Origin of the sequence: Chitinophaga sp. YIM B06452 (genome assembly GCF_039655965.1) — a bacterium.
GTDB lineage: Bacteria > Bacteroidota > Bacteroidia > Chitinophagales > Chitinophagaceae > Chitinophaga.
Map to the genome: position 1 here is coordinate 2,189,445 of NZ_JAWLKY010000001.1, position 23,116 is coordinate 2,212,560.

The window sequence follows — 23,116 nt, forward strand, 5'->3', positions numbered from 1 at the left end:
GCCGCGCGGGGAAGCGTTTTGGTTCGAGATAAATTGAATAATTGAACCCGCTGTTTCAGGCTACGCCTGCAGACGGTGTAATAACGGTCTCACGGGGGCATGTAGTACCCGGCGTGCCCGTCTTTCTGAGTTCAAACAATCCATAGATGAAAACACTGCTGAAGGTGCCGATCATGCTGCCGGTATACACATCTTCGAAAAAATGCTGGCAAAGGTACATCCGTGAATGCGCCGCCGCCAGGCCCAGCGCGAAAAGCAGCAGCCCCACTTGTTTTTTGTTCCACCAGAGCGCCAGGAAACAGCAAAGTGCAAAGGCGGTGGAAGTGTGGCCGGATGGAAAGCTGTTCCATGCGTGCGGCGGCATCCAGGCTACGGTGTGCAACAACGAATGGTCGGCGAAATAGGTAATAGGGCGCGGTTCGTCGAACACATTTTTGGCAGTGCAAACCAGCAGGGTCACCAAAGCAAGGATGGAAGCGCTGATCAGGAAAGGCCGCCACTGCCGCCTGAGGAGCAGGATGAGCAGGATGAAGCCGTAGGTCTGGCCGTCGCCGAGGTAAGTGGCAACGGTGGCCAGAACGTCTGCAACCCGGTTGTGCAGGCCGTTCACTGCCAGGAACAAGTTTTCTTTAGTGTACAAGGATAGCAAGATACCGCCTGAAATTATCCATACCAGGAATGGAATAAAAAAATAACGGTTCTTCTGCACCAGTGTTACCAGGGTGTAGAACATAGTAAAAGTTGTAGGTCCGCAATGTGGTCAGTGAGGCTAAGCGCTTATCTCATGTTGGCTGCGCCGCCGCTGAATGTATTTCTTGATTGTCTGAAATGCCCTGTAGTAAGCTTCCTTGTTGAACAGGTTCGAATCGTTCATCGCTTTATACACCAGGAAGCCCGCGATCGGTAAAAGAACGATGTTGGCCAGCCACATCCCGCTCCAGGAGGCCATTACATCCCTGCGGGCCATCTTCTCGCCCGACATAAAGAATATGTTGAATATCACGAAGAAGATCACGGCAAATACGAGCGGCGTGCCCAGCCCGCCTTTCCGGATGATGGAGCCCAGCGGCGCGCCGATCAGGAACATCACGATGCAGGCCGCGGCCAGGGAGAATTTCCGCTGCCACTCCACTTTAAAGAGCGCGATCTTGTTCTTATTGTCTGTATAGTCTTTTGCGCTGGTGGTAAGCGAGGTCTCCGTTTCGCGGAGATTGGATTCCACACGCTCCAGCACGTTGCGCCGTGATTTTTCGGGGATCGTTTCGTAGAAGTTGTCCGTTTTCAGCGGCGGTGCGGAAGCCAGCCAGCCGGTGTCTTTCCATTTGTAGAAAGGGTAACGGGTGGTTACGTAGGCATGAACGGTACGGATATACGAAGAATCGATGCGGCGCAGGGAATCGAGGCCCTCGTCCAGCTGGCGCACGTTCAGCATCTGCTGGTTGGAAGCGAAGGCGTCCAGCGGCAGGCGGTCGAAGGCCAGCACTTTCAGGTCGAAAGGTTTTTTATAGGTTTTGAACCCGAGGCGGATCAGTTCGTTGCTGCCGCCGGGGCCACGGTTGTTGCTTCTTTCTTCGAAGCGCCAGCCGTTCTCAAGGGTGAAGTTGAGGTAACGCTTGTCCGGCGTGAGTTCCATCGTACCTTTTTCGGCGAGTATCAGCCGTTCGTCGCTGTTGTTGCCAGTGGTACGGTCGTAGATCATCACCTGGTGGATGGTCTTGTTGTCCGGGTCTTTTTTGGCCACTTTGATGGAGTAACCCGGAATATCGTTGTAAAACACGCCCTGCTTGATGTTGAAGGCGGGTTTGGATTGCGTGATGTCGTACAGCAGCGATTTGGCGCGCAGGTTGGCAATAGGTATAATGTAATTGGCGAAGAGGAATGCGCCGGTGCCGATGATGGCGGAAAGGAAGAACAGCGGCCTGATGAAGCGCAGCAATGAAATGCCGGCAGACTTGATGGCTACCAGTTCGAAACTTTCCCCGAGGTTGCCGAAGGTCATGATGGAAGAAAGCAGCACTGCCAGCGGCATGGCGAGCGGTACCAGGCTGGCGCTGGTGTACACCAGCAGTTCTACGATCACCGGCGTATCCAGCCCTTTGCCGACCAGGTCGTCTATGTACTTCCACACAAATTGCATGATGAGCACAAAGAGCGTCACGAAAAAGGTGGCCACAAACGGCCCTACGAAGGTCTTAATAATGAGTTTATCGAGTTTCTTCACAACCGCTCAACGGAAATTAGAATTGAAAAATGTGAAACTGCCTGGGTTTCAATATACTTTTGTAAACCAGCCGCACAAAGTTAACACGATTCCCTGAAGCTGGAAGCGGCGGTAAATCAAAAAACCGTTAATTTATTTCCATGAGCACATTTGAGCTGGATAACAGGGAAATGGAGATGGTCCGGGATGCGGACTGGCTCCTTACAAAGAACCGGATCATCGACAAGGTGTACGGGCTTTTCGGGGCCTTGCAGGAAACAATGGTGGCCGTGCCGGTGATACGCGCCGCGGCGGAAGTAACCATGCAGCCGCCGAAGATCAGCAGGGGAGAGCAGTACCTGGGATTGCCGTACGTGATGCTCGACTACCCGCGGTCGTTCAGCCGTGAGCGTATTTTTGCCTGCCGCACATTTTTCTGGTGGGGCCGGTTCTTCAGCATCACGCTGCACCTGGCGGGCGAAGCGCTGGCCGCGCACCGGGAACAGCTGCATGACCTGCAGGGCCGGCTGGCGGATGCAGGCTGGCAGGCCTGTGTGCAGGACGATCCCTGGCAGCATCATTTCGGGCCGGACAATTTCCGCACGGCGAGGTCTTTCACACCTGCGCAGTGGAACTCGCTGGTGCAAAAGCCTTTCGTGAAGCTGGCAAAACAGTATGATTTAGAGGAATGGGGAAGGATAGTACCCGTTGCAGCGGCTGAATATGCAGCCCTGCTGGAATTGCTGAAAGGGGAAAATGGCTAATTGCCGATGCGGTGGAACAGGTCTTTGATCTGGTAATCCCACAGCTGGCTTTGATCTGCCACTTCTTTCTTTTCGGCGAAATCTCTGATCACCAGTATGGTCATATTGGTAACTTCGGAAATCTGGATCCTGAATTCGAAGAATTCATTTTTAGGAGCGTGTAACCAGTGTAAACGGATGAACTCGTCTTCCTCCTGTTCCATTACTTCTGCCTCTTCTGTTGATCCGTTCCAGGAAAAAGAAAAAACATTATCACGGAAATCTACTTTATCTGCAAACCATTCCTGCAAACCTGCCGGGGTGGAAAGAAATTCATATAGGATACTTGGAGAGCACCGAACCGGATATTCTAACTCATATTGCACTTTCTTTGACATCGCACAGTATTATTAATAAATCAAAATCATCTGCCTGCAATTATAGAAATTTTTTCATCCTATCAAAATAAATTTTAGAAAATTTTCGATATATTAACTATTTCATTCTCAAACCTGCACATAATTTGAAATATGTAGTTTTCCGATTATGTATCCGGCAGTCTTTTACCTTATTATTCCGGCTTCCCCGGCCTTCTTTTAAGGTTCGGGGTGAATTAAGTATCAATGTATGTTAATTGAATATAACACGAATATATTATAGCCAACAATCGATTTAGCTTAAACATGATTCAACAGGGCCTAATTTTTTTTGGGTGGTATCTAAAAAAAGTTATTTTTGTCTAGCATTCTTCTAAATTAACTTATTAATAACCTGTAACTGTTCCCATGCTATGTCAATGCGCCAACTAAAAATCACGAAGTCCATCACGAATCGTGAGTCGCAGTCGCTAGAAAAGTATCTGCAGGAGATCGGCAAAGTGGATCTCATTACGCCGGAGGAAGAAGTGAATCTGGCTATCCGCATTAAACAAGGGGACCAAAGGGCTTTAGAGAAGCTGACCAAAGCCAATCTGCGTTTCGTGGTATCTGTGGCAAAGCAGTACCAGAACCAGGGCTTATCCCTTTCTGACCTTATCAACGAAGGCAACCTCGGCCTCATCAAAGCCGCGCAGCGCTTCGACGAGACCCGCGGTTTCAAATTCATTTCCTATGCTGTATGGTGGATCCGTCAATCCATCCTCCAGGCCCTGGCCGAACAATCCCGCATCGTTCGCCTCCCGCTCAACAAAGTGGGCCTGTCTAACAAGATCAGCAAGGCATATTCCCAGCTGGAACAGGAATTCGAGCGTGAGCCTTCTCCCGATGAGCTGGCCACCATCCTCGAGATCAATACAGAAGAAGTAGAAGCCACCCTGGGCGTTGCCGCCCGCCACGTGTCTATGGACGCGCCTTTCATAGACGGGGAAGACAACTCCCTGCTGGATGTACTCGAAAACCCGAACGCCGTTAGCGCAGACGAAGAGCTGGATCACCACGATTCCCTCCGCCGCGAGATCGAACGTTCGCTCAGCACCCTCACCGACCGCCAGAAAGACGTGATCATGCTGTATTTCGGCATCGGCGTGGAACATCCCATGAGCCTCGAAGACATCGGCGAAAAATTCGGCCTCACCCGCGAAAGGGTGCGCCAGATCAAAGATAAAGCCATCACCAAGCTCCGCACCACCAGCCGCAGCAAACTGCTGCGCAACTACCTGGGAGGCTGAGCCGGTTCATAAAACAACAAGCTGGAAAAGTAAAAAAGAAGGTTCGGATGCAATGCCAGCCATCTTTTTTACTTTTTTAGTTTATAGAAACCGTATTTTTGCAGTCCAAAATTTTTACCAGCATAATTTATGTTTGAATCATTATCAGAGCGGCTCGAAGGGGCCTTCAAACAACTAAAAGGGGAAGGCCGCATCTCGGAGATCAATATTGCCACCACGGTGAAAGAGATCCGCCGGGCCCTCGTGGATGCGGACGTGAACTATAAGATCGCCAAGGATTTTACCGATAAGGTGAAAGACAAGGCCATGGGCGAAAAAGTGCTCACCGCCATCTCTCCCGGCCAGCTGATGGTGAAGATCGTGAAAGACGAGCTGGTGGAACTCATGGGCAGCACGGAATCTGAGCTGGACGTTAAAGCCAATCCCGCCGTGATCCTCATCGCCGGCCTGCAGGGTTCGGGTAAGACCACCTTCTCCGGTAAGCTCGCCAATTTCCTCAAAACCAAGAAAAACAAGAAACCCTTGCTGGTGGCGGCGGATATTTACCGTCCCGCGGCGATCGACCAGCTGAAAGTGCTGGGCGGCCAGGTAGGGGTGGAAGTATACAGCGAACCTGAGAACAAGAACGCCGTGCAGATAGCCGAAAACGCTATCAAACACGCGAAAGCCCAGGGGAACAATATCGTGATCATCGACACGGCGGGCCGCCTGGCGGTAGACGAAGTGATGATGACCGAGGTGAGCAATGTGAAAAAAGCCGTGAACCCGCACGAGATACTGTTCGTAGTGGATTCCATGACCGGCCAGGACGCCGTGAACACCGCCAAGGCGTTCAACGAGCGGCTGGACTTCTCCGGCATCGTGCTTACCAAGCTGGACGGCGATACCCGCGGCGGTGCGGCCCTGACCATTACCTACACGGTACAGAAGCCCATCAAGTTCGTGAGCATGGGCGAAAAGCTGGACACGCTGGACGTATTTTACCCTGAGCGTATGGCCCAGCGTATCCTGGGGATGGGAGACATCACGACCCTCGTGGAACGCGCCCAGGCACAGTTCAATGAAGAACAGGCCAAAAAGCTGGAGAAAAAGATCCGCCAGAACCAGTTCGATTTCGACGACTTCAAGGAGCAGCTGCAGCAGATCAAAAAAATGGGCGGCATCAAAGACCTGCTGGGCATGATACCCGGCGTGGGCAAAGCGGTGAAGGACCTGGACATCAGCGACGATTCCTTCAAAGGCATCGAAGCGATGATCAATTCCATGACCCCCGCCGAGCGTACGAACCCCGACCTGATAGACGGCAGCCGCCGCAGGAGGATCGCGAAAGGGGCCGGCAAGGAGATCCAGGACGTGAACCAGTTCATGAAACAATTTGAGCAGATGCGGCAGATGATGAAAATGATGAATAAGATACCTGGCGGCGCCAAGGGTTTAAAGATGAGATAATAAGATATAGCAGAAAATTATAGAGTTAATTTTTGTTTTGAGAATTTCATTTTTAGCGCTACATTTGCTGCCCGAATTAGAAACAATATTTTTTAACAACTCGCAAAAAATAATTCGACTTATTTATGCCAGTAAAGATCAGATTACAGAGACACGGCGCGAAAAAGAGACCTTTTTACTTTATTGTTGTGGCTGATGCCCGCGCGCCCAGGGATGGTAAATTCATCCAGAAAATTGGTACCTACAATCCTTTGACAGTACCCGCATCTATCAACATCGATACGCAGAAAGCGCTCCGCTGGCTGCAGAAAGGCGCACAGCCGACCGATACTGTTAGGCGCATCCTGTCCTTCAAAGGCGTACTGTACCTGAAACACCTTCTCAGAGGGGTTAAACTCGGTCTGTTCGACGAGCCTACCGCTTACACCAAATTTGAGCAATGGCAGGCTGACCACGAAGAGAAAGTATCTGCGCGCCGCGAAAGCCAGAAAAGGGCTGTACGCGCTGCACAACCGGTTGTAAGGAAAGTGGAGGACGTAGCTCCCCAGGCTCCTGCTGCTGAAGGCGAAGCTCCTGAAGCATAATCCGGAACATAACATCATTCAGAAAGGGAATATTTGTTCGCAAAGATTCCCTTTCTGCTTTTACAAGGTACCTGTTCATGGCTAATTATTTCAATATCGGCAAGCTGAGCGCCACCTACGGCACGGAAGGGGAATTCATTCTCCGCCACAGCCTGGGCAAACGCACCGCCCTGAAAGACGTTGCAGCCGTTTTTATCGAAGAGCGGAAAGACAGCTTCCTGCCGTATTTCCTTCAGAAAGCCAAAGCAAAGGACGCGGAGCACGTATATATCAAGCTGGAAGGCATTGATACCCGCGAAGCCGCCAGGAATATGCTGCAGAAAGGTGTATACCTGGAAGAGGCGGACTTCAAGGCGCAGGCTTCGGGCTCCGCCCCGCTGTCGCTGCTGGGCTACCAGGTGGAAGACAGCGTGCAGGGCCCGCTGGGAACTATAGAAGAGATCATCGAAATGCCGCACCAGGTGCTCGCAAAGGTTACCTACCGGGAAAAGGAAATGCTGCTGCCGCTGAATGAGCAAACACTGCTGAAAGTGGACAAAAAGCAGCAGCTGGTGCGCCTCGAACTGCCGGAAGGCTTGCTGGATATATATTTAGGCTGATTAATCAACATAACATGCGGATAGATATCATCACGGTATTGCCGGAACTGCTGGAAAGCCCCTTTGCCCATTCCATCATGAAACGGGCTAAGGACAAGGGTTTGCTGGAAGTGAACGTGCATCACCTGCGCAAATACTCCAACTTCCGCCAGAACCAGGTGGATGATTACCAGTTTGGCGGCGGCGCCGGCATGGTGATGATGATAGAGCCGCTGGTGAACGCGATCGAAGCCCTGCAAAAGGAAACGGTGTACGATGAGATCATCTACCTCACGCCCGATGGCCAGACCTTTAACCAGAAAATGGCCAACCGCCTGAGCCTGAAAGGCAACCTGCTGCTGATCTGCGGTCATTACAAGGGGATAGACGAACGGGTGAGGGAGCATTTCGTGACCATGGAGATCTCCATCGGCGACTTCGTACTGTCTGGCGGGGAACTGGCTGCGGCCGTAGTGGTAGACGCGATAGGGCGGCTGCTGCCCGGCGTGCTGAACGACGAAACCTCGGCCCTGTTCGATTCTTTCCAGGACAACCTGCTGGCGCCCCCGGTGTATACCCGCCCGGAAACCTTCCGCGACTGGAAAGTGCCGGCCGTGCTCATGAGCGGCGACCACCGGAAAATAGAGGAATGGCGGCACGATGAGGCGGTAAAACGCACCAAAGAGCGCCGGCCGGACCTGCTGAAGCACGATTAGAACATTATTTTTATAAAAACCTGGAAAAGGTGTTGGTATTTGGAGATAGTTCCTTACCTTTGCCGTCCTATAAATAATTGAAAGATGAACGCGATTTCTTTTGTTCACGAGCAGTTGACTGCTAACAAGCAATTTCCGAAATTCAAAGCCGGTGACAATGTTACCGTTAACTATAAGATCGTAGAAGGGAACAAGGAGCGTATCCAATCCTTCAAAGGCGACGTAGTGAAGCTCCAGGGCACTGGTTTCACCGCTTCTTTCACCGTTCGTAAGATCTCTGACGGTGTGGGCGTTGAAAGGCTGTTCCCGCTGTATTCTCCCAACATTGATTCCATCGTGCTGAACAAAGTTGGTAAAGTGAGAAGGGCAAGGCTGTATTACCTGCGCGAACGCCAGGGTAAAGCCGCACGTATCAAAGAAAAAAGGGTTTAGTATTTATACAGGGAAATTAGTATACGGAAGTCCGGACGGGCTTCCGTTTTTTTATGCCCGGAAACGGCTGGCTAACAATAGTTTAGGCCGGGAAAACAGCTGTAAGGGGAACCGGCTTTGCCGGGAAATGTCATTTTTTTATGGCATTGCGCCCGCGGCCTGAAATTAATGTATCTTACTCACGGTAAATGTGTATGCAGGCAAAGGAGAGGGGAAGCGTTGCGGAACCGTGCTGCGGCTGTTTTAGCGGACCTTAAAAGTTCATTAAAGTATGCCCCGGCCCGTTGAAAAAGCCCGAAATAAACCCTACCTTTGTTAGCTGAACTTTTTAAAAACTGAGAAATGACTGCTATTTTCGCTAAATCACCATTATTACTTTTTCAAGAATTAGGCATGACCGAACTTATCCTTATTGCTGCCGTAGTATTGCTCCTTTTCGGCGGTAAAAAAATCCCCGAGCTCATGCGTGGTCTTGGTAAAGGTATCCGCGAATTCAAAGACGCCAAAGACAATGTGCGCCGCGAAATGGAGGAAGGCATGAAAGAATCCGAAGTTAAGAAGAACGCCTAGTCAACTCCGGGAAAGGCTGCTACAGCCGGTTTCCCGTTTCGTAGAAATCTCCCATTGTAAGATTTAAACTGGTTTGGGTTTGACTGAATTCAGCAGTATATCGTCTTTTCATGAGGCGTTGTATGCCGGAAAAACGACCTGCGAGTCCATGGTACGCATGTACCTTGACAGGATCGGGCAGGCCCGGCGTCTCAATGCTTATTTAGAAGTATTTGAAGAAGATGCGTTGGCGCAGGCGCGTTCCCTGGATGAGAAGATCCAAAAGGGAGAGCGCCCGGGCCTTTTGGCGGGTGTAGTGATCGGCATCAAGGATGTGATCTGCTACCAGGGCCATAAGGTTTCCGCCGCATCTAAAATATTGGAGGGTTTTACCTCCCTCTATTCCGCAACGGCGGTCGAAAGGCTGCTGGCTGAAGGCGCCATCATCATCGGGCGCCTGAACTGCGATGAGTTTGCCATGGGCAGCACCAACGAAAATTCGGCTTACGGCAAGGTGCTGAACGCGCTGGATGAAACCCGTGTTCCGGGAGGCTCTTCCGGCGGTTCCGCAGTGGCTGTACAGGCCGGTCTCTGCCAGGTAAGCCTGGGCAGCGATACCGGCGGCTCCGTACGGCAGCCGGCGGATTTCTGTGGTATCGTGGGGCTGAAACCCACTTATGGCAGGGTATCGCGGCACGGACTGATCGCATACGCCTCTTCCTTTGACCAGATAGGCATTTTTGGCTCGAATATTGCAGATGTGGCTGTGGTTCTGCAAGTCATCTCCGGGCCCGACGCCTATGATAGCACAGCCTCTCAAAGTGAAGTTCCTGATTACCAGGCTGATCTCCGGCACAATAAAAACCGGAAATTTGCGTATTTGAAAGATGCCCTGCACCATGAAGGTCTGGATACCGAAATGCGGGCGGGATTTGAAAGTTTCTTTGAACAATTAAAGGCAGAAGGCCACACCGTGGAAGGCGTGAACTTCGATTACCTGGATTACGTGGTGGCCGCTTATTACGTGCTGACCACCGCGGAGGCCTCCAGCAACCTCAGCCGGTTCGACGGGGTAAAGTACGGTTACCGTACACCCGAGAAGAACCTGGACCTGGCCGATTTCTACAAGAAAAGCCGGTCTGAGGGGTTTGGAAAAGAGGTGAAACGCCGTATCTTACTGGGCACCTTCGTGCTGAGCGCCGGTTATTACGACGCTTATTTCACGAAGGCACAGCAGGTAAGAAGGCTGGTGATGGAGAAGATGCAGCAGATCCTGTCTGAATACGACGCGATCCTGCTGCCTACCGTGCCCAGCACCGCCTTTAAGATCGGGGAAAAAATGGACGATCCCATAGCCATGTACCTGGCTGACATTTACACGGTATTGGCCAATCTGACCGGGGTTCCGGCGATTTCTGTACCTTTGCACCGGCATTCAAACGGGATGCCGTACGGCCTGCAGATCATCACGAAGGAGTTTGACGAAAGGAACTTGTTACAAATAGCGCATAACATGTTGCAAGAGCAGCAAGTACACATATAAAACAAACAACAGCGTATGACGAAAGTCTTTTTATTACTCTTATTGCCGGCATTAGCGGGGAGTACCAGTGCGGTAGCCGCCAGCAACGAGAGCCCTAAGGAGATGGTGCTTCCGGTTCAGGATGCACACGCCGATACCTCCGTTACCTTAAAAAAATCCGCCCACCTGCCGAAAGACACCATCGTGCGTGGCGCCCCCGCTTCCCAGTCAGTGAAGCAGGCCGCCCAGTCGATGCCGGTTGTAGTCCGCACCCCCAAGGTGTACGAACAGCTGGGTAATCACTTCGTAAAAGGTTATATCAACGACTACGCGACCCGCTACAGCCGCCACCTTGCCGTGATGGTTGAGCGCTCGGCCCCGTATTTCACCATGATAGAAAAAGTATTCTCAGACCACGGCATTCCCGCGGAAATGAAATACCTCGCGGTGATAGAATCCGGGATGTCCTACAACGCCCGCTCCCGGGTTGGCGCAGTAGGCATGTGGCAGTTCATGAGCGGTACGGCCCGCATCTTCGGACTGAGCGTTGGTAAAAAAGTGGACGAAAGGAAGGATTTCTATAAATCTACCGTAGCCGCCGCCAAATACCTGAACGAGCTTTACGAACAGTTCGACGACTGGTTGCTGGTGGTAGCCGCTTACAACTGCGGCGCAGGCGGTGTGCAGCGCGCGCAGAAGATCAGCGGCAGGAGCGATTTCTGGGGCATCCAGTATTTCCTCCCGGCTGAATCCCGCGGGCATGTATACAAATTCATCGCCACCGGCTACATCCTCGACCGTTTCAACACCTTCTTCGGTGTGGGCGACAACTACGCCGCTGCTCCCGCAGCACGTATGACCACCGCCGCAGAGTTCCGCAAAGCAGCGCCGCTCACGGAAGACGATATGTTCAATACCGTGGAGTTCAATATCTCCGGGAAATACAGGCTCGAAGCCATCGCCAAAAAACTGGCCATGGAACCTGCCGAGCTGGAACGTCTGAACCCCGGCTTCTCTCAAGCCCTGGCCAGCGAAGCCAACAGTTACGACCTGCGTATCCCGAAAGAAAAAATGAAACTCTTCCAGGCTGAAAAAGAGGAGATACTGAAAGAATCCCTCCAGCTCACCCTGGACGATAAAGCTTCAACGGTTGACAAATCCCGCTTCCCGGCGCCCATTAAAAAACCGGAAGTGAACACCAACCCGAAAAAGAAAGTAGTGACCAAGAAACCCACTACCCGCAAAAAAACTACCCGCAGAAAATAGTCAGTTCAGACATAAACGAAAAGGACCGCTACATCAGGCGGTCCTTTTTTATTGGCAAGCCCGGCAACGGGCTTTTGTTTTTTGTAGCCGGGATGAACGGGCGCTGGCGCAAGTCTGAAGTCAGGCATGTGCGTGAGCCGGCTTGTGCCTTCCGTATTGGTAAATTGATATGCGGTTTTTGAAGGGGGGCGTCAACTTAATTTCAATGCAATGCTTTCTGTTTCCCCGCAGCATAGCTGTAATTGATCACATCCAGCAGGGGGCCGGTCATAAAGGTGGTAAGCAACGCCATCAGCACCAGCATGGCGAAAACCTGCGGGGTGAGAATGCCGAGGTCGTAACCGATGTTCAGCACCACCAGTTCCATCAAACCGCGGGTGTTCATCAATGCGCCGATAGACAAGGCTTCCGGCCAGGGCTGGCCTACTACCCGTGCGGTGAGCGCCGAACCGGCAAATTTCCCTGCAACCGCCACCAGCATAATAGCGGCGAATACCAGCCAAAGGTGGCCTTCGTTCAATAAACCGATCTGCGTGCGCAGGCCGGTGAAAGCAAAAAATATGGGAAGCAGGATCACCACGCTCACGTCTTCCAGCTTGTCCTGCAATACCTGCTTGATATTGGCTTCCGCGGGCATGATCACCCCGGCCAGGAAAGCGCCGAACAGCAGGTGAATGCCGATCACTTCAGCAAGGTAACCCGCGATCAGCAATACAAAGAAACCCAGCGCCACTTTGGTTTTGGTGCCGGTCAGCCGGCTCATCCTGTGCCGCAGCCAGGGCCGCACCACCAGCAGCATCGCAAGAACGAACACCAGCGCCAGCCCGATCGTGACCAGCGCGCTGAGCAACCCGGCAGACTTCACAATGGCTACCACCACCGCCAGGATTCCCCAGGCGGTAATATCATCCGCCGCCGCGCAGGTGATGGCCATAGACCCCAGCTGCGTGCCTGTAAGCCCGCGTTCCTGCACAATGCGCGCCAAAACCGGGAAGGCCGTCACGCTCATGGCGATGCCCATGAACAGTGCGAACGACAGGAAATTTACATGCAGCGGCGCGTATTGCTGGTAGGTGAAATACGCCAGGCACACGCCGAGGAAGAACGGTATTATAATGCTTGCATGGCTGATCATCACCGCGTCGTGCGCTTTTTGGCGCACTTTGGAGAGGTCCAGCTCCATGCCTACGATGAACATGAAGAATGCCAGCCCGATCTGGCTGAGGAACTGCAGGTTAGGCAGCGACCCTGCCGAGAAGATGGCCTGCATCGTGGCGGGAGACAGCCAGCCAAGCAGCGAAGGCCCCAGTATGATGCCGGCTGCGATCTCGCCCACTACGGCAGGCTGTTTGATCTTTCGCGCGAGGAACCCGAAAACGCGGGTGGCGCAAAGCACCACGATGATCTGCATCAGCAGGATGCTCAGCGGATGCTGCGCGTGATGAAGGAGCTCAGTGAACACATTGCCGCTTGCGGCAGGCGCCGGTTGTGTTACAGCCTTGGTAAGCGGCGTACCGGCGCGTTCAGGTAATTTCTCGCCCCGGGCGATGATCAGCCAGGTGAACAGCGCGAAAACGCCGATGATCAGGGGGTAAAGCAGGTGGCTCCTTTTCATTTCTACAGGTATAATCCACCGAAATATACGAACTCCGCTTTACTAAATGAACCCCGGCTGGAGCGCTGACGCTGTTATTTTTTGCTTGCGCAGCTTATGATACAGCAGGTAAGAACCGATCACCAGCGCAAAGGGTATGATCATAATAGCGATCAGCACAAAATCCTCGCCGATGGCGATCCCGGAATAGGTAGCGCCGGTAAGGTCAAATATAAGGCCGGCATAAGCCCACTCCTTTACACGCGGGTAGCCGGGGATGAGAATGGCAATGATGCCCAGCAGCTTGGCCACGCCGAGGAAAGGAATGATGTATTTGGGATAACCCAGCTTGGTGATGGATTCAACAGCTTCGGGAGCGGAAATGGCGTCGAAAAAAGCGCCGAGGCCCAGCAAGGCGGCCATGAGGCCGGTTACGATCCAGTAGAAGATTTTGATCTTTTTCATAGCAGTGTGTGGTTTTATAGTCTGCAACAAAAGTAGCCGATGCGCTTTGTTTGCAGGGGTTGTGATCATGACATATTAAGGGTCGGATACGACATTTTGCGTAATTTTGCGCCCATGAGCGCGGAAAAATTACGCCTGGACAAATACCTCTGGGCCATCAGGATATTCAAGACCCGCACCCAGGCCGCAGCCGCCTGCGACAGCGGGAAAGTGAAACTTCGCGGGGCAGCTGTGAAAGCCGCCAGGCCAGTGGCCATTGGCGACCAGTTCGACGTGCGTACCGAAGCCAAACGCTGGAAGATAGAAGTAACGGGGCTGCTGGCCAACCGCGTGCAATATTCGGAAGCCATTAAATACTACCTGGATATTACGCCTGAAGAAGACAAGCTGTTCAACCAGCGCATCGCATCCAGCTTCGATACCGGCAAGCGCCAGAGCAAGATCGGGCGGCCTACCAAGAAGGAACGCCGCGACCTGGACGATTTTATGCAGGAAGATTAATATTCTTATTATTTTCGCACATTCAATTTACTAGATACAATGGCTAAACAAAGCGATGTTCTCAGCGCTGAGTTCCTGGTGAAAACTGCACAGGAATTCGGCACCCCGGTATACATTTACCATGCGGAAAAGATCCAGACACAGTATGAGAAGTTAAAGACTGCCTTCAGCAAGGCGGACGCCCGCTTTTTTTACGCCTGTAAAGCCCTTACCAATATCAACGTGCTCCGCTACATCAATTCCCTGGGTTGCGGGCTGGATACGGTTTCTATCCAGGAAGTACAGCTGGGCCTCAGGGCAGGCTTCGACCCGAAGAACATCATCTTCACTCCCAACTGCGTGGACCTGCAGGAGATCATTGCGGCGAAGGAGCTGGGCGTGAATATCAATATCGACAACATTTCCATCCTGGAACAGTTCGGCAACCAGTTCGGCGGCAGCTATCCCATCTGCATCCGCCTGAACCCGCACATTATGGCCGGGGGGAACTTTAAAATATCCACCGGGCATGTGGACAGCAAGTTCGGCATTTCCATCCACCAGCTGCGCCACATCGAGCGCATCGTGAAATCCACCAAGCTGAAAGTGACCGGCCTGCACATGCACACCGGCTCCGAGATCAAGGATGTGGACGTGTTCCTGCGCGGCGTGGAGATCATGTTCGAAATGACCGAGCACTTCCCCGACCTGGAATTCATTGACCTGGGCAGCGGCTTCAAAGTAGCCTACCAGCAAGGCGATCCGGAAACCGACATCGACCTGCTGGGGAAGAAACTCACCGATGCTTTCAACAAATTCGCCAAACAATACGCAAGGCCTTTACAGCTGTGGTTTGAACCGGGAAAATTCCTGGTGAGCCAGTGCGGTTATTTCGTGGTGAAAGCCAATGTGATCAAACAAACAACTGCCACGGTGTTTGTAGGCGTAAACTCGGGCTTCAACCACCTGATCCGCCCCATGTTCTATGATTCTTTCCACCTGATCAAGAATATTTCCAACCCGAAAGGCACAGACAGGATCTACACCGTAGTGGGCAACATCTGCGAAACGGATACTTTCGGCTGGGACCGCAAGATCAACGAGGTGCGCGAAGGCGATTACCTCGTGTTCTACAACGCGGGCGCCTATGGCTTCGAGATGTCCAGCAACTTTAACAGCCGCCTGAAACCCGCCGAGGTGCTGGTGAAAGACGGTAAAGCGCACCTGATCCGCAAGCGGGACACGATAGACGACCTGCTGAAGAACCAGGTGGAAATCCCGATGTAATGACGGACAAGCTGGTTGAATCGCTCCGGGAGCAAGGCTATACAGAATATGCCCGCTTCAGCTTCAGCGAACTGGCTGTTCCTTTGCAGCAGGGACTGCGCTCCGGCAACATATACGCTACCACCTTCTTCATTTTTATATTACTGGGCTTTGGAGGCATCGGCGCCTTCATAGCCCATTTTCTTTTAACGGATAGGCTCACCGGCGGGCAGATAGCCGGATGGATGCTGGCCGGCATACCAGCCACACTGCTGCTGGTGCCGCTGCACGAACTGATACACGGCTGGATGTTCCGCTGGTATGGCGCGAAGGACGTGCGGTATGGCGTGATCTGGAAAAAGCTGATGTTCTATGCAGTGGCGCATGCCTTTGCCGTGAATTACAGGCAGTTCCGCTACATCGCCCTGGCGCCGTTCTTAGTTATTTCCCTGCTGCTGATAGCCGCTTTCCTGATGGTAAGCGCTCCCTGGAAGGCGCTTTTACTGGGCGTTTTAGTGTTCCATGCGCTTTGCTGCGCGGGCGATTTCGGGCTCTGCGCCTACTTCTACCGGTTCCGCGGGCGCCAGCCCCTCAGCTTCGACGATGCAGACCAGGACATGACCTATTTTTACGCCCGCCCCGGTTTGGAACCCGAAAACCCGTAACTTTGCAGAACTATCCCACACAACCAATTCTGTTTTCCTGCACACTGTGACTGTAAGCACAAAGGATTTATGTATTGCATATGAAGATACTCACAGCACACCCCGGCTTATTTAAGGACGACTACCTGATCGACAGTCACATCTCGTTTGTGCCTTTCGTGCGGTTTATGAAAGAAAGGGCTGAGCAAGCCCAGGGTGCAAGAGCCGGTTATTATAAAGAGATCGTCCGCCACTTCGAGAGCAATCCCGAATTGCAGCAGCCATTACGCGATGACGCCGATATTTCCAAATACCAGGAATACCTGGACCTGATGACCGCCACCGTGTTCCCCGTCACCATGGACGAAAGCCGGGACATCTACGGCATCGGCGTACCATTCCGCTTCGCGATATTCTATTATTCAGACCGCTTCCGGCAGATATTCACGGAAGACGGCAAGGAGCTGATGGCCGTTCCCAAAGGCATTTCCGTAGATAAAGTGCGGAGAGACAAATTGTACTGGTTGTACAAAATGATCCTCGAACGCTGGTATAACATGCCTATCAACTACGACCAGGAGTTGATCCATCACATCGTGAACCCGGAAACAGGCCTCTCCAAATACATCAAAGTGCATATAGACCCGCGCTTTACCGACGTGAAGCTCATTGGCGAGCTGCCGAAGCTGGATTGCGGGGAGATCTGCGCGGGCGACTTCAAATTCCAGGACATCGAAGAACTGGAAAAGCTGGTGCCGCTGAAGAACTTTGCACTGGAAGGCTTCGTGATCTGGACCATACAGGACGTGACGAGAGACCATGTGGTGAACGGCATGAAGAACCTGGTGCTCAACATCCGGAAAGACAACGAGCTGAAAACATACACCCAGGCCAGGGAATACCTGAAAACGCTCACCGGCCGCAGCGACCTGAACATCCATCTTGTTCCGTTCCTGAAGGTGAACAACAAGAGCGTGCTGGAAACCACTTACGTCACGCAGAGCATTATTTTCTCCAGCGCCCGCAACGATGGGGAAAGGCAGGCCATCAATGAACAGCTCCAGGAATTCCTGGCCGGCAACCCGCAGCCGCTTGTGCTGCCCGAAGTGAACCGGCAAACGGTGGAGCTGTATCCTTTCCTGAAATACCTGCCGCTGCACGGCGTGAAAAGTTTCCTGCTGTTTCCCATCCAGCATGAGAACAATTTGCTCGGCATGCTTGAAATAGCTTCCACCAGCGACGAGGCGGTGGATTGGGAGATACTCGGCCAGCTGCAACCCACTTATGCCGTGGGCTCGCTGCTGTTGCGCAGGAGCGTGGAACTGGCGAACGAGCGCATCAATGAAGTGATCAAAGACCAGTTCACCGCGCTGCAACCCGCCGTGGAATGGAAGTTTACCGACGCGGCCTGGGAATACCTGCACACGCCCAAAGCGCAGCAGAAAGACATCGGCAACATCCTTTTCGAAGATGTGTACCCGCTGTATGGCGCGGTGGATATCCGCAACTCTTCCGTAGAGCGCGGTTCCGCCATCCGCGACGACCTCAAGGAACAGCTGCAGCTCATCCAGCAAACGTTCAAACGCATCAATGGCGACCTGCACCTGCCGCTGCTGGAAGAATTGCAGTTCAAGAACAACCGCATGCTCAACAGCATGCACGACACGCTGTTCGCAGAAGATGAAGTGAAGATCAACGAATTCCTGGACCATGAGATCGCCCCTACCTTCAGGCATCTATATGAAAGCGAAGAAGAGCTGAAACCTTTGCTGAACCAGTATTTCGAGAAAATAGACAAAGCTTCCGGCCACGTTTACCACCACCGCAGGGAATATGAAGAAAGCCTGCGCGACATCAACATGGCCATCAACGAATACCTCGAAAAAGAAAAGGACGAACTGCAGCGCTCATACCCCTGTTACTTCGAAAAATACCGGACAGACGGGGTGGAGTATAACATCTACATCGGGCAAAGCATTGCGCCGGAACGCAAGTTCGATATGCTGTACCTGCGTAACCTTCGCCTGTGGCAGCTTTCGTCTATGGCGGCGATCGCGAGGATCACGCATGAATTGGAACCGAAGCTGAAGCTGCCTTTGCAGACCACGCAGCTGATACTGGCACACAGCAACCCGATCGCCATCAGCTTCCGGAAAGATGAGAGGAGGTTTGATGTGGAAGGCGCTTACAATATCCGTTACGAGATCATGAAGAAGCGGATAGACAAGGTGCGCATCCGGAATACGAATGAAAGGCTTACCCAGCCCGGGAAGATCGCGATCGTGTATTCATACGCCCGCGAGGCGGACGAATACCGCAAATACATCGAGTTCCTGCAAAACAAGGACGTGCTGCTGCCAGACGTTGAAATGCTGGACCTGGAAGAGGTGCAGGGCATCAGCGGCCTGAAGGCCATCCGTTTGACAGTGAACCTGCCGAAGATCGCAAGCCTGTCTTAAAACTTAAACCCAAACGTTACGTAGGGTAAAGTCTCCTCGGTGGAGTGGCCTACCACTGCCGTGATCACCAGCAGGTTCACGGGAGAGAAGTAGAGCCCTCCGCCAAAACCGTCGTGCCATTGGCCGGATTTTTCCCCTTTCTGCCAAACCCTTCCCACGTCGTTGAATGCGATCAGCCCCACTGAGCCCGGCACGATGTACGATGCGAAGTCGAACAGTTTTACGCGAAGTTCCATATTGTTATAGAACATGCCCGTACCGGTAAACCGGTTGTTCCTGAAACCGCGCAGGTTGGCCGTTCCACCGAGGGACAGCGACTGGAAAAACTCCGGCTTGCCCCAGGTGTAACCGCCGCCGATGCGGGTTACCAGCACTACGCTGGGCGGCAGGCCGAGGGAGGCGTATATGCTCATGTCAGACCGTACCTGGAGGAAGTCATTGCTGAATTCATTCAATCCTTTGTTGCCGGTAACGGAGGTGTTCCACAACAGGCCGCGGGTAGCTACGATATCGTTGTCGCGCGTATCAATATTAAATGTGCCGCGCAGCCCGGCGAAATATTTATTCTTAAACAACGCGGCGGAATCCAGCCCGTGGGCCTTGTAATTGGTGAGGAAGCGGCCTTCGTTGTCTTCCTGCTCCAGCGTAACTGCGGTGATGGAAGGGCCTATACCCAAACTGATGTTCTGCGCAAGATTGGTACGCAGCAAGGCTTCTGCGGCATACAGGTTAAAACGGCTCCTGTAATAACGTATAGGCGGATCAGTTATATTTTTATCATACACTGTTTCGTTCCCATACCCGAAGAAGTTGGCGGTATTATGCGGCGCTTTGGCAATGCCATACAGGAGGAGGTCCGATTCCCCGAGCACATCATTGAACTGTCCTTCATATTTGAACTGGAATGCTTCCGTAGCCACGGCATGCACGCCTGTGAATGTATGTTTCACGGCAAAGGAATCTTTCCTGAAACCGTGCCCGGTGTATTGCAGGCCCAGGCCGATGAGCAGCCCGTCGTCCAGGTTGTAGCCGCCTGCCACCAGTGGCATGAGCTTGTTGTATTTAAACGCAAAACGGTTGTAGCGGATCACTTCAGGGTCACCGGACAATTTGAGTTTTTCGCGGCGGGTGATGGCAAAGCTGTCCTCTTTCCCTTTGAGATCGTAGATGAACACACGTTTTCCGCCGCCGGAAGCAGCGCTGTCGATATAGGTGTCCTTGTTCCGGCCGCCAACGAGGCGTACGCGGATAGATGATTTATTATCTCCGCGTACCACGAACCGGTCTTCACCGCCGAGGCCGTAAACGATCACTTCTTTGGTGTGGGCGGGGTTAAAAGTGCGGTCGTAGAGCGTTTGCTCCAGCTCGCCTTTTTTGCTGATCTTCTGCGAGGTAACCTGCACATGCCCCCCGGGCAGCCGGTTCACGGTGAACAGCTCATTTTTCTGTGAGCCCGGCACATCCACGGCTTTGGCGAGGAAGCGGTAATATTTCATGGCTTCTTTTTCGATGATGCCTCTCCTGGCGATCAGCGTGCTCACCATCATATCCTCCGTCTGTTTGCGGATGGTATCCGGAAGCTGCGCCACGGCGGCTTTGATCACACTGTCCGTCATGGCGGCTACCAGTGCTTTTGATTTTTCTTTCCATACTTCTTCACCGAGCCCGGTCAGGAAAGTATGGTCGAAATAGCGGTTGTTAAAGGCGAAGCCGTTTATATTCGGGATCTTTTTACGGAAGCCTTGTGCAAAAGGTAAAAAGTAAGGCTGGCTCAGTATCCGGGGAAGAACGCCGGTGTTGACAAAAAACGCCTGGTCCCGGTCTCTCGGGATGGGGTAGAAGATCTTCCGTTTTTTATCTTTTTCCGCGTACCAGCGCCACTGATCGTCGTGCCGGTCCCAGTCTGAAATGTAGGTGTCAAAAAGCCGTGCATACAATACTGATGGCTGGTGAACGCTATTGTCATTATCTGCCAGCATTTCTTCCAGCAGCTTCATGGTGTTATAGGTTTTGCTGGCAGTCACCGGTTCGCGCTCTTCAAAAAGATACAGCTTGTTGGCAAAATCTTTCCTGTAAATGCCCAGGGAAGTATCGTCCGGCAGATATACAAATGTAGGCGTGGTATGAGGGATGCCGGCGGCCTCTGCCAGTGGCGCCACTGCCAGCGGGGCGTAAGGGTTGGCCGCGGATATCTGGTCCTGCACGATCTCTTTCGCGAAGGTCTCCCTTAATATTTCGGGCATGGCGCTTACGGGCCATTTTTCCAGCGAACGCAGCACCCATTCCTGGCCGGAGGGGTCTTCAAGACGAAGAGAGCGGGTCTGTTTGCCGCCGCCGCGTTTCAATATTTTCAACCCGCCTTTGGCGGTGTCAAGATCAATGACGGGGAAGGTGAGGGGAGTAGCCCATACGTTGCGGTAATTGGTGCCGAGGAACCACCTGTGAAAGCCGTTTACATCTGCATACTGCGGATCCGCGGGCAGGGTAACCGTTTTGGGCGGTACGATGGACGCCTGTGCGGCCAGGCGGCGCTGGTAATCTTTCAGGTTCAGCAGCGGTGCGCTGTATACGGGCTGTGCGTCTGTGTCGTTATAAAAGTCCACGCGCACGGAGCCGTTTTTCATCACGGTAATGGTGCTGTAACCATTGAGATGGCTGGCAAAGAGGGAGTTCTTTCCTTTTTTCGCCCTGTTATCTTTTGCTCCTGAACCGCTTACGATGTAATTCCTGTCGTGCTCGCGGATCAGCTGCAGGCTATGATCATGGCCGGAAACAAACACCACGGCGGCATCTTTCGGCATGGCCTCTTCGATGCCCGCGATCATTCTTTTATAAAGCGGGTGGGGAAGGTCTTCGCGGGTACCAAACACCCCGCGCACCAACGGATATACGGAGCCGATCACGGGCATGGGTACATAGAGGTAACGTTTGGCGTCCGTTAAAGGGAAAATATGCTGTTTGAGGGTGTAATATCCGCCGTGAATACCATGACTGCGCAAAGGGTGATGCGCCGCGAACACCAGCAGCTTGCCGGGATTGAGAGCCGCGATGTCCGCGAGTTCGGCCAGCACCTCATCTTCTGTTTTCTGGTCGCAGCTTGACTCTATGCCGGGCTTGAGGCCGGGGTACAGCCACCATTCAGTGTCCATGATCACGAGCAGCACGTCGTCGCCGAGGGGCACGGTCACCGGGCCGGGGCAGCCATCTTTCGGCAGGAAGTTTACATTGGGCAGCAGCAGCGAATCGATGTAACGCTGCTGGTTGCGGATCTGCCGCCATCCATCGGGGCGGTGCTTGCTCCAGTCGTGGTTGCCTGGCACGAATATACCTTCCGCTTTCGTGTCTTTTACGAGGTTTACCTGGTAGTCGAGGATGAAGCGGGCTTCGTCATAATTTTTGGCGAGAGCATCGGGTAACCCCAGTGGATACACGTTGTCGCCCAGGAACAGCACGGTGTTTTTACCCTGGTTGAGATTGATGTTGCGGCGTACGGCGTCTACCACGGCATTTTTGCCGTTCTGCATTTCACCGGCGTCGCCGATGAGGATGATGCGTTGCTGCACGCTGTCGTTCTGCGCCAGTGCGCCGGTGGTAAAACAGCTGAGTAGGAGGATAGCTAGGTATTTCAATTTTTCGGGTGGTATTTAAATTTTAGAATGTCTGCCGTGTATTCATCATCGCCTTCATTCGAGATATACATATCGCCATTAGGGGCGAAGGTAATACCTTCCGGTTGAGAAAAGTGTTTTCTTGGCAGGCGGTGCGCTTCCTGCACGTTGCCCTGAAGGTCGGTAATCACCAGCAGCTCGTTGACGGAAGCTACGATATATACACGTTTTTCAATAGGATGTACAGCGGCGCCGGAGGGGCGGAAGTGTTTGGAAGGCGATTCCGCGAGCCCGGGAATATCACTGCTCCTGATCCTGAAGGCGGTATCGGGGAGGTAAGCCATGGAATCGAGGCGGAAGGCGTATACGCTGGTGAGGCCCTGCCGTTTGTCTTCATCGCAGGTTTTGCAGATCACCATCACCTGGTTGCGCTGGATGTCGTAATACGCGGCTTCCATATCCCGCTTGCCTGGCCGGGGGAAGTCGTATTGCGTGGATTCGGTGGTATCGGTAAAAAGATAATCGATACGGAAGAGGTCCCCGTTGCTTTTGAGCACCAGCCAGTCTTTTCCGGTATATACCAGCTCTTCGTAATCCCCTCCTTTGCCGAATTTCCAGGAAGGATAGGCAGTTTTGGTACGAAGGCCCACCTGGAACACTTTTCCCTGCTCGTCGTTATTGGCCATGAAATGGTCTTCGTCGCGGTAGAACACGAGGCTGGAGATCTCCTGCAACGACTCCCGGACCTTGAAACGCTCATACTGCGCAAGGTTGTAGCCTTCCGGAGAGGTCTGCGTTTTTTTACGCTTTATCCCCAGGGCATCACAGGAAATCAGGGTGGTGACAATCAGGGCTTGCAATAACATCTTCATACGCCAGTCTTTATACAATAAAA

21 protein-coding genes are annotated in these 23,116 nt (G+C 52.8%); 14 read left to right on the forward strand and 7 right to left on the reverse strand.

The features are described from left to right. Nucleotides 1–55: 55 nt before the first annotated feature. Both R3I13_RS08850 and R3I13_RS08855 read right to left on the reverse strand, forming a co-directional pair. Nucleotides 56–733, reverse strand: coding sequence for a phosphatase PAP2 family protein (locus R3I13_RS08850; protein ID WP_346317566.1), 678 nt, complete (start codon nt 731–733; stop codon nt 56–58). A gap of 36 nt (nt 734–769) precedes the next feature. Then, nucleotides 770–2,221: an LptF/LptG family permease gene (locus R3I13_RS08855; protein ID WP_346317567.1), complete on the reverse strand. Its 1,452-nt coding sequence runs from the start codon at nt 2,219–2,221 to the stop codon at nt 770–772. Between the two features lie 140 nt (nt 2,222–2,361). Here R3I13_RS08855 and R3I13_RS08860 point away from each other — a divergent pair, with 140 nt between their 5' ends. Beyond that, nucleotides 2,362–2,964 (forward strand): hypothetical protein, encoded by a 603-nt coding sequence (locus R3I13_RS08860; protein WP_346317568.1) that lies wholly within the window; start codon nt 2,362–2,364, stop codon nt 2,962–2,964. Here R3I13_RS08860 and R3I13_RS08865 read toward each other — a convergent pair. Then, a complete protein-coding gene (locus R3I13_RS08865) occupies nt 2,961–3,341 on the reverse strand; it encodes an START-like domain-containing protein (RefSeq protein ID WP_346317569.1) in 381 nt (126 codons plus the stop codon). The genes R3I13_RS08860 and R3I13_RS08865 overlap by 4 nt on opposite strands. Nucleotides 3,342–3,739: 398 nt before the next feature. On the opposite strand from R3I13_RS08865, the gene R3I13_RS08870 reads away from it, so the two are divergent. The 9 genes from R3I13_RS08870 (at nt 3,740) to R3I13_RS08910 (ending at nt 11,705) form a co-directional block, all read left to right on the forward strand. Continuing rightward, nucleotides 3,740–4,609 carry an RNA polymerase sigma factor RpoD/SigA gene (locus R3I13_RS08870; RefSeq protein ID WP_074240841.1) on the forward strand — a complete coding sequence of 290 codons (870 nt, stop codon included), beginning with the start codon at nt 3,740–3,742 and terminating at the stop codon, nt 4,607–4,609. A gap of 129 nt (nt 4,610–4,738) precedes the next feature. After that, entirely contained in the window at nt 4,739–6,058 is a 1,320-nt protein-coding gene (gene ffh / locus R3I13_RS08875; RefSeq protein WP_346317570.1) for a signal recognition particle protein, read from the forward strand. A 125-nt stretch (nt 6,059–6,183) separates the two neighbouring features. Next, nucleotides 6,184–6,642 (forward strand): 30S ribosomal protein S16, encoded by a 459-nt coding sequence (gene rpsP / locus R3I13_RS08880; RefSeq protein WP_346317571.1) that lies wholly within the window; start codon nt 6,184–6,186, stop codon nt 6,640–6,642. Nucleotides 6,643–6,719: 77 nt separating this feature from the next. Continuing rightward, nucleotides 6,720–7,241 (forward strand): ribosome maturation factor RimM, encoded by a 522-nt coding sequence (rimM, locus tag R3I13_RS08885; RefSeq protein ID WP_346317572.1) that lies wholly within the window; start codon nt 6,720–6,722, stop codon nt 7,239–7,241. A gap of 14 nt (nt 7,242–7,255) precedes the next feature. After that, nucleotides 7,256–7,936, forward strand: coding sequence for a tRNA (guanosine(37)-N1)-methyltransferase TrmD (gene trmD / locus R3I13_RS08890; RefSeq protein ID WP_346317573.1), 681 nt, complete (start codon nt 7,256–7,258; stop codon nt 7,934–7,936). Nucleotides 7,937–8,020: 84 nt separating this feature from the next. Further along, nucleotides 8,021–8,368 carry a 50S ribosomal protein L19 gene (gene rplS / locus R3I13_RS08895; protein WP_346317574.1) on the forward strand — a complete coding sequence of 116 codons (348 nt, stop codon included), beginning with the start codon at nt 8,021–8,023 and terminating at the stop codon, nt 8,366–8,368. 393 nt (nt 8,369–8,761) lie between these two features. Continuing rightward, nucleotides 8,762–8,938 (forward strand): twin-arginine translocase TatA/TatE family subunit, encoded by a 177-nt coding sequence (locus R3I13_RS08900; protein WP_346317575.1) that lies wholly within the window; start codon nt 8,762–8,764, stop codon nt 8,936–8,938. A gap of 79 nt (nt 8,939–9,017) precedes the next feature. Further along, nucleotides 9,018–10,460 carry an Asp-tRNA(Asn)/Glu-tRNA(Gln) amidotransferase subunit GatA gene (gene gatA, locus R3I13_RS08905; RefSeq protein ID WP_346317576.1) on the forward strand — a complete coding sequence of 481 codons (1,443 nt, stop codon included), beginning with the start codon at nt 9,018–9,020 and terminating at the stop codon, nt 10,458–10,460. 15 nt (nt 10,461–10,475) lie between these two features. Then, nucleotides 10,476–11,705 (forward strand): lytic transglycosylase domain-containing protein, encoded by a 1,230-nt coding sequence (locus R3I13_RS08910; protein ID WP_346317577.1) that lies wholly within the window; start codon nt 10,476–10,478, stop codon nt 11,703–11,705. A gap of 202 nt (nt 11,706–11,907) precedes the next feature. Here the strand turns inward: R3I13_RS08910 and R3I13_RS08915 are convergent, their stop codons facing one another. After that, on the reverse strand, nt 11,908–13,320 hold the full coding sequence (locus R3I13_RS08915) for a cation:proton antiporter (protein WP_346317578.1): 1,413 nt from the start codon (nt 13,318–13,320) through the stop codon (nt 11,908–11,910). 42 nt (nt 13,321–13,362) lie between these two features. Further along, on the reverse strand, nt 13,363–13,764 hold the full coding sequence (locus R3I13_RS08920) for a DoxX family protein (protein WP_346317579.1): 402 nt from the start codon (nt 13,762–13,764) through the stop codon (nt 13,363–13,365). 114 nt (nt 13,765–13,878) lie between these two features. On the opposite strand from R3I13_RS08920, the gene R3I13_RS08925 reads away from it, so the two are divergent. The 4 genes from R3I13_RS08925 to R3I13_RS08940 all read left to right on the forward strand — a co-directional run bounded on the left by R3I13_RS08925 (nt 13,879) and on the right by R3I13_RS08940 (nt 18,613). Next, a complete protein-coding gene (locus R3I13_RS08925) occupies nt 13,879–14,265 on the forward strand; it encodes an RNA-binding S4 domain-containing protein (protein WP_346317580.1) in 387 nt (128 codons plus the stop codon). A 39-nt stretch (nt 14,266–14,304) separates the two neighbouring features. Continuing rightward, a complete protein-coding gene (gene lysA, locus R3I13_RS08930) occupies nt 14,305–15,531 on the forward strand; it encodes a diaminopimelate decarboxylase (protein ID WP_346317581.1) in 1,227 nt (408 codons plus the stop codon). Then, complete coding sequence (locus R3I13_RS08935; RefSeq protein WP_346317582.1) at nt 15,531–16,175, forward strand: DUF3267 domain-containing protein; 645 nt, start codon at nt 15,531–15,533, stop codon at nt 16,173–16,175. Before lysA ends, R3I13_RS08935 begins: the two co-directional genes overlap by 1 nt. 80 nt (nt 16,176–16,255) lie before the next feature. Further along, nucleotides 16,256–18,613 (forward strand): hypothetical protein, encoded by a 2,358-nt coding sequence (locus tag R3I13_RS08940; protein ID WP_346317583.1) that lies wholly within the window; start codon nt 16,256–16,258, stop codon nt 18,611–18,613. Here R3I13_RS08940 and R3I13_RS08945 read toward each other — a convergent pair. Both R3I13_RS08945 and R3I13_RS08950 read right to left on the reverse strand, forming a co-directional pair. Next, nucleotides 18,610–22,242, reverse strand: a complete 3,633-nt coding sequence (locus tag R3I13_RS08945) for a BamA/TamA family outer membrane protein (RefSeq protein ID WP_346317584.1) — start codon at nt 22,240–22,242, stop codon at nt 18,610–18,612. The two genes, R3I13_RS08940 and R3I13_RS08945, sit on opposite strands and share 4 nt — an antisense overlap. Further along, nucleotides 22,239–23,093 carry a hypothetical protein gene (locus R3I13_RS08950; protein ID WP_346317585.1) on the reverse strand — a complete coding sequence of 285 codons (855 nt, stop codon included), beginning with the start codon at nt 23,091–23,093 and terminating at the stop codon, nt 22,239–22,241. Before R3I13_RS08950 ends, R3I13_RS08945 begins: the two co-directional genes overlap by 4 nt. Nucleotides 23,094–23,116 lie beyond the last annotated feature (23 nt).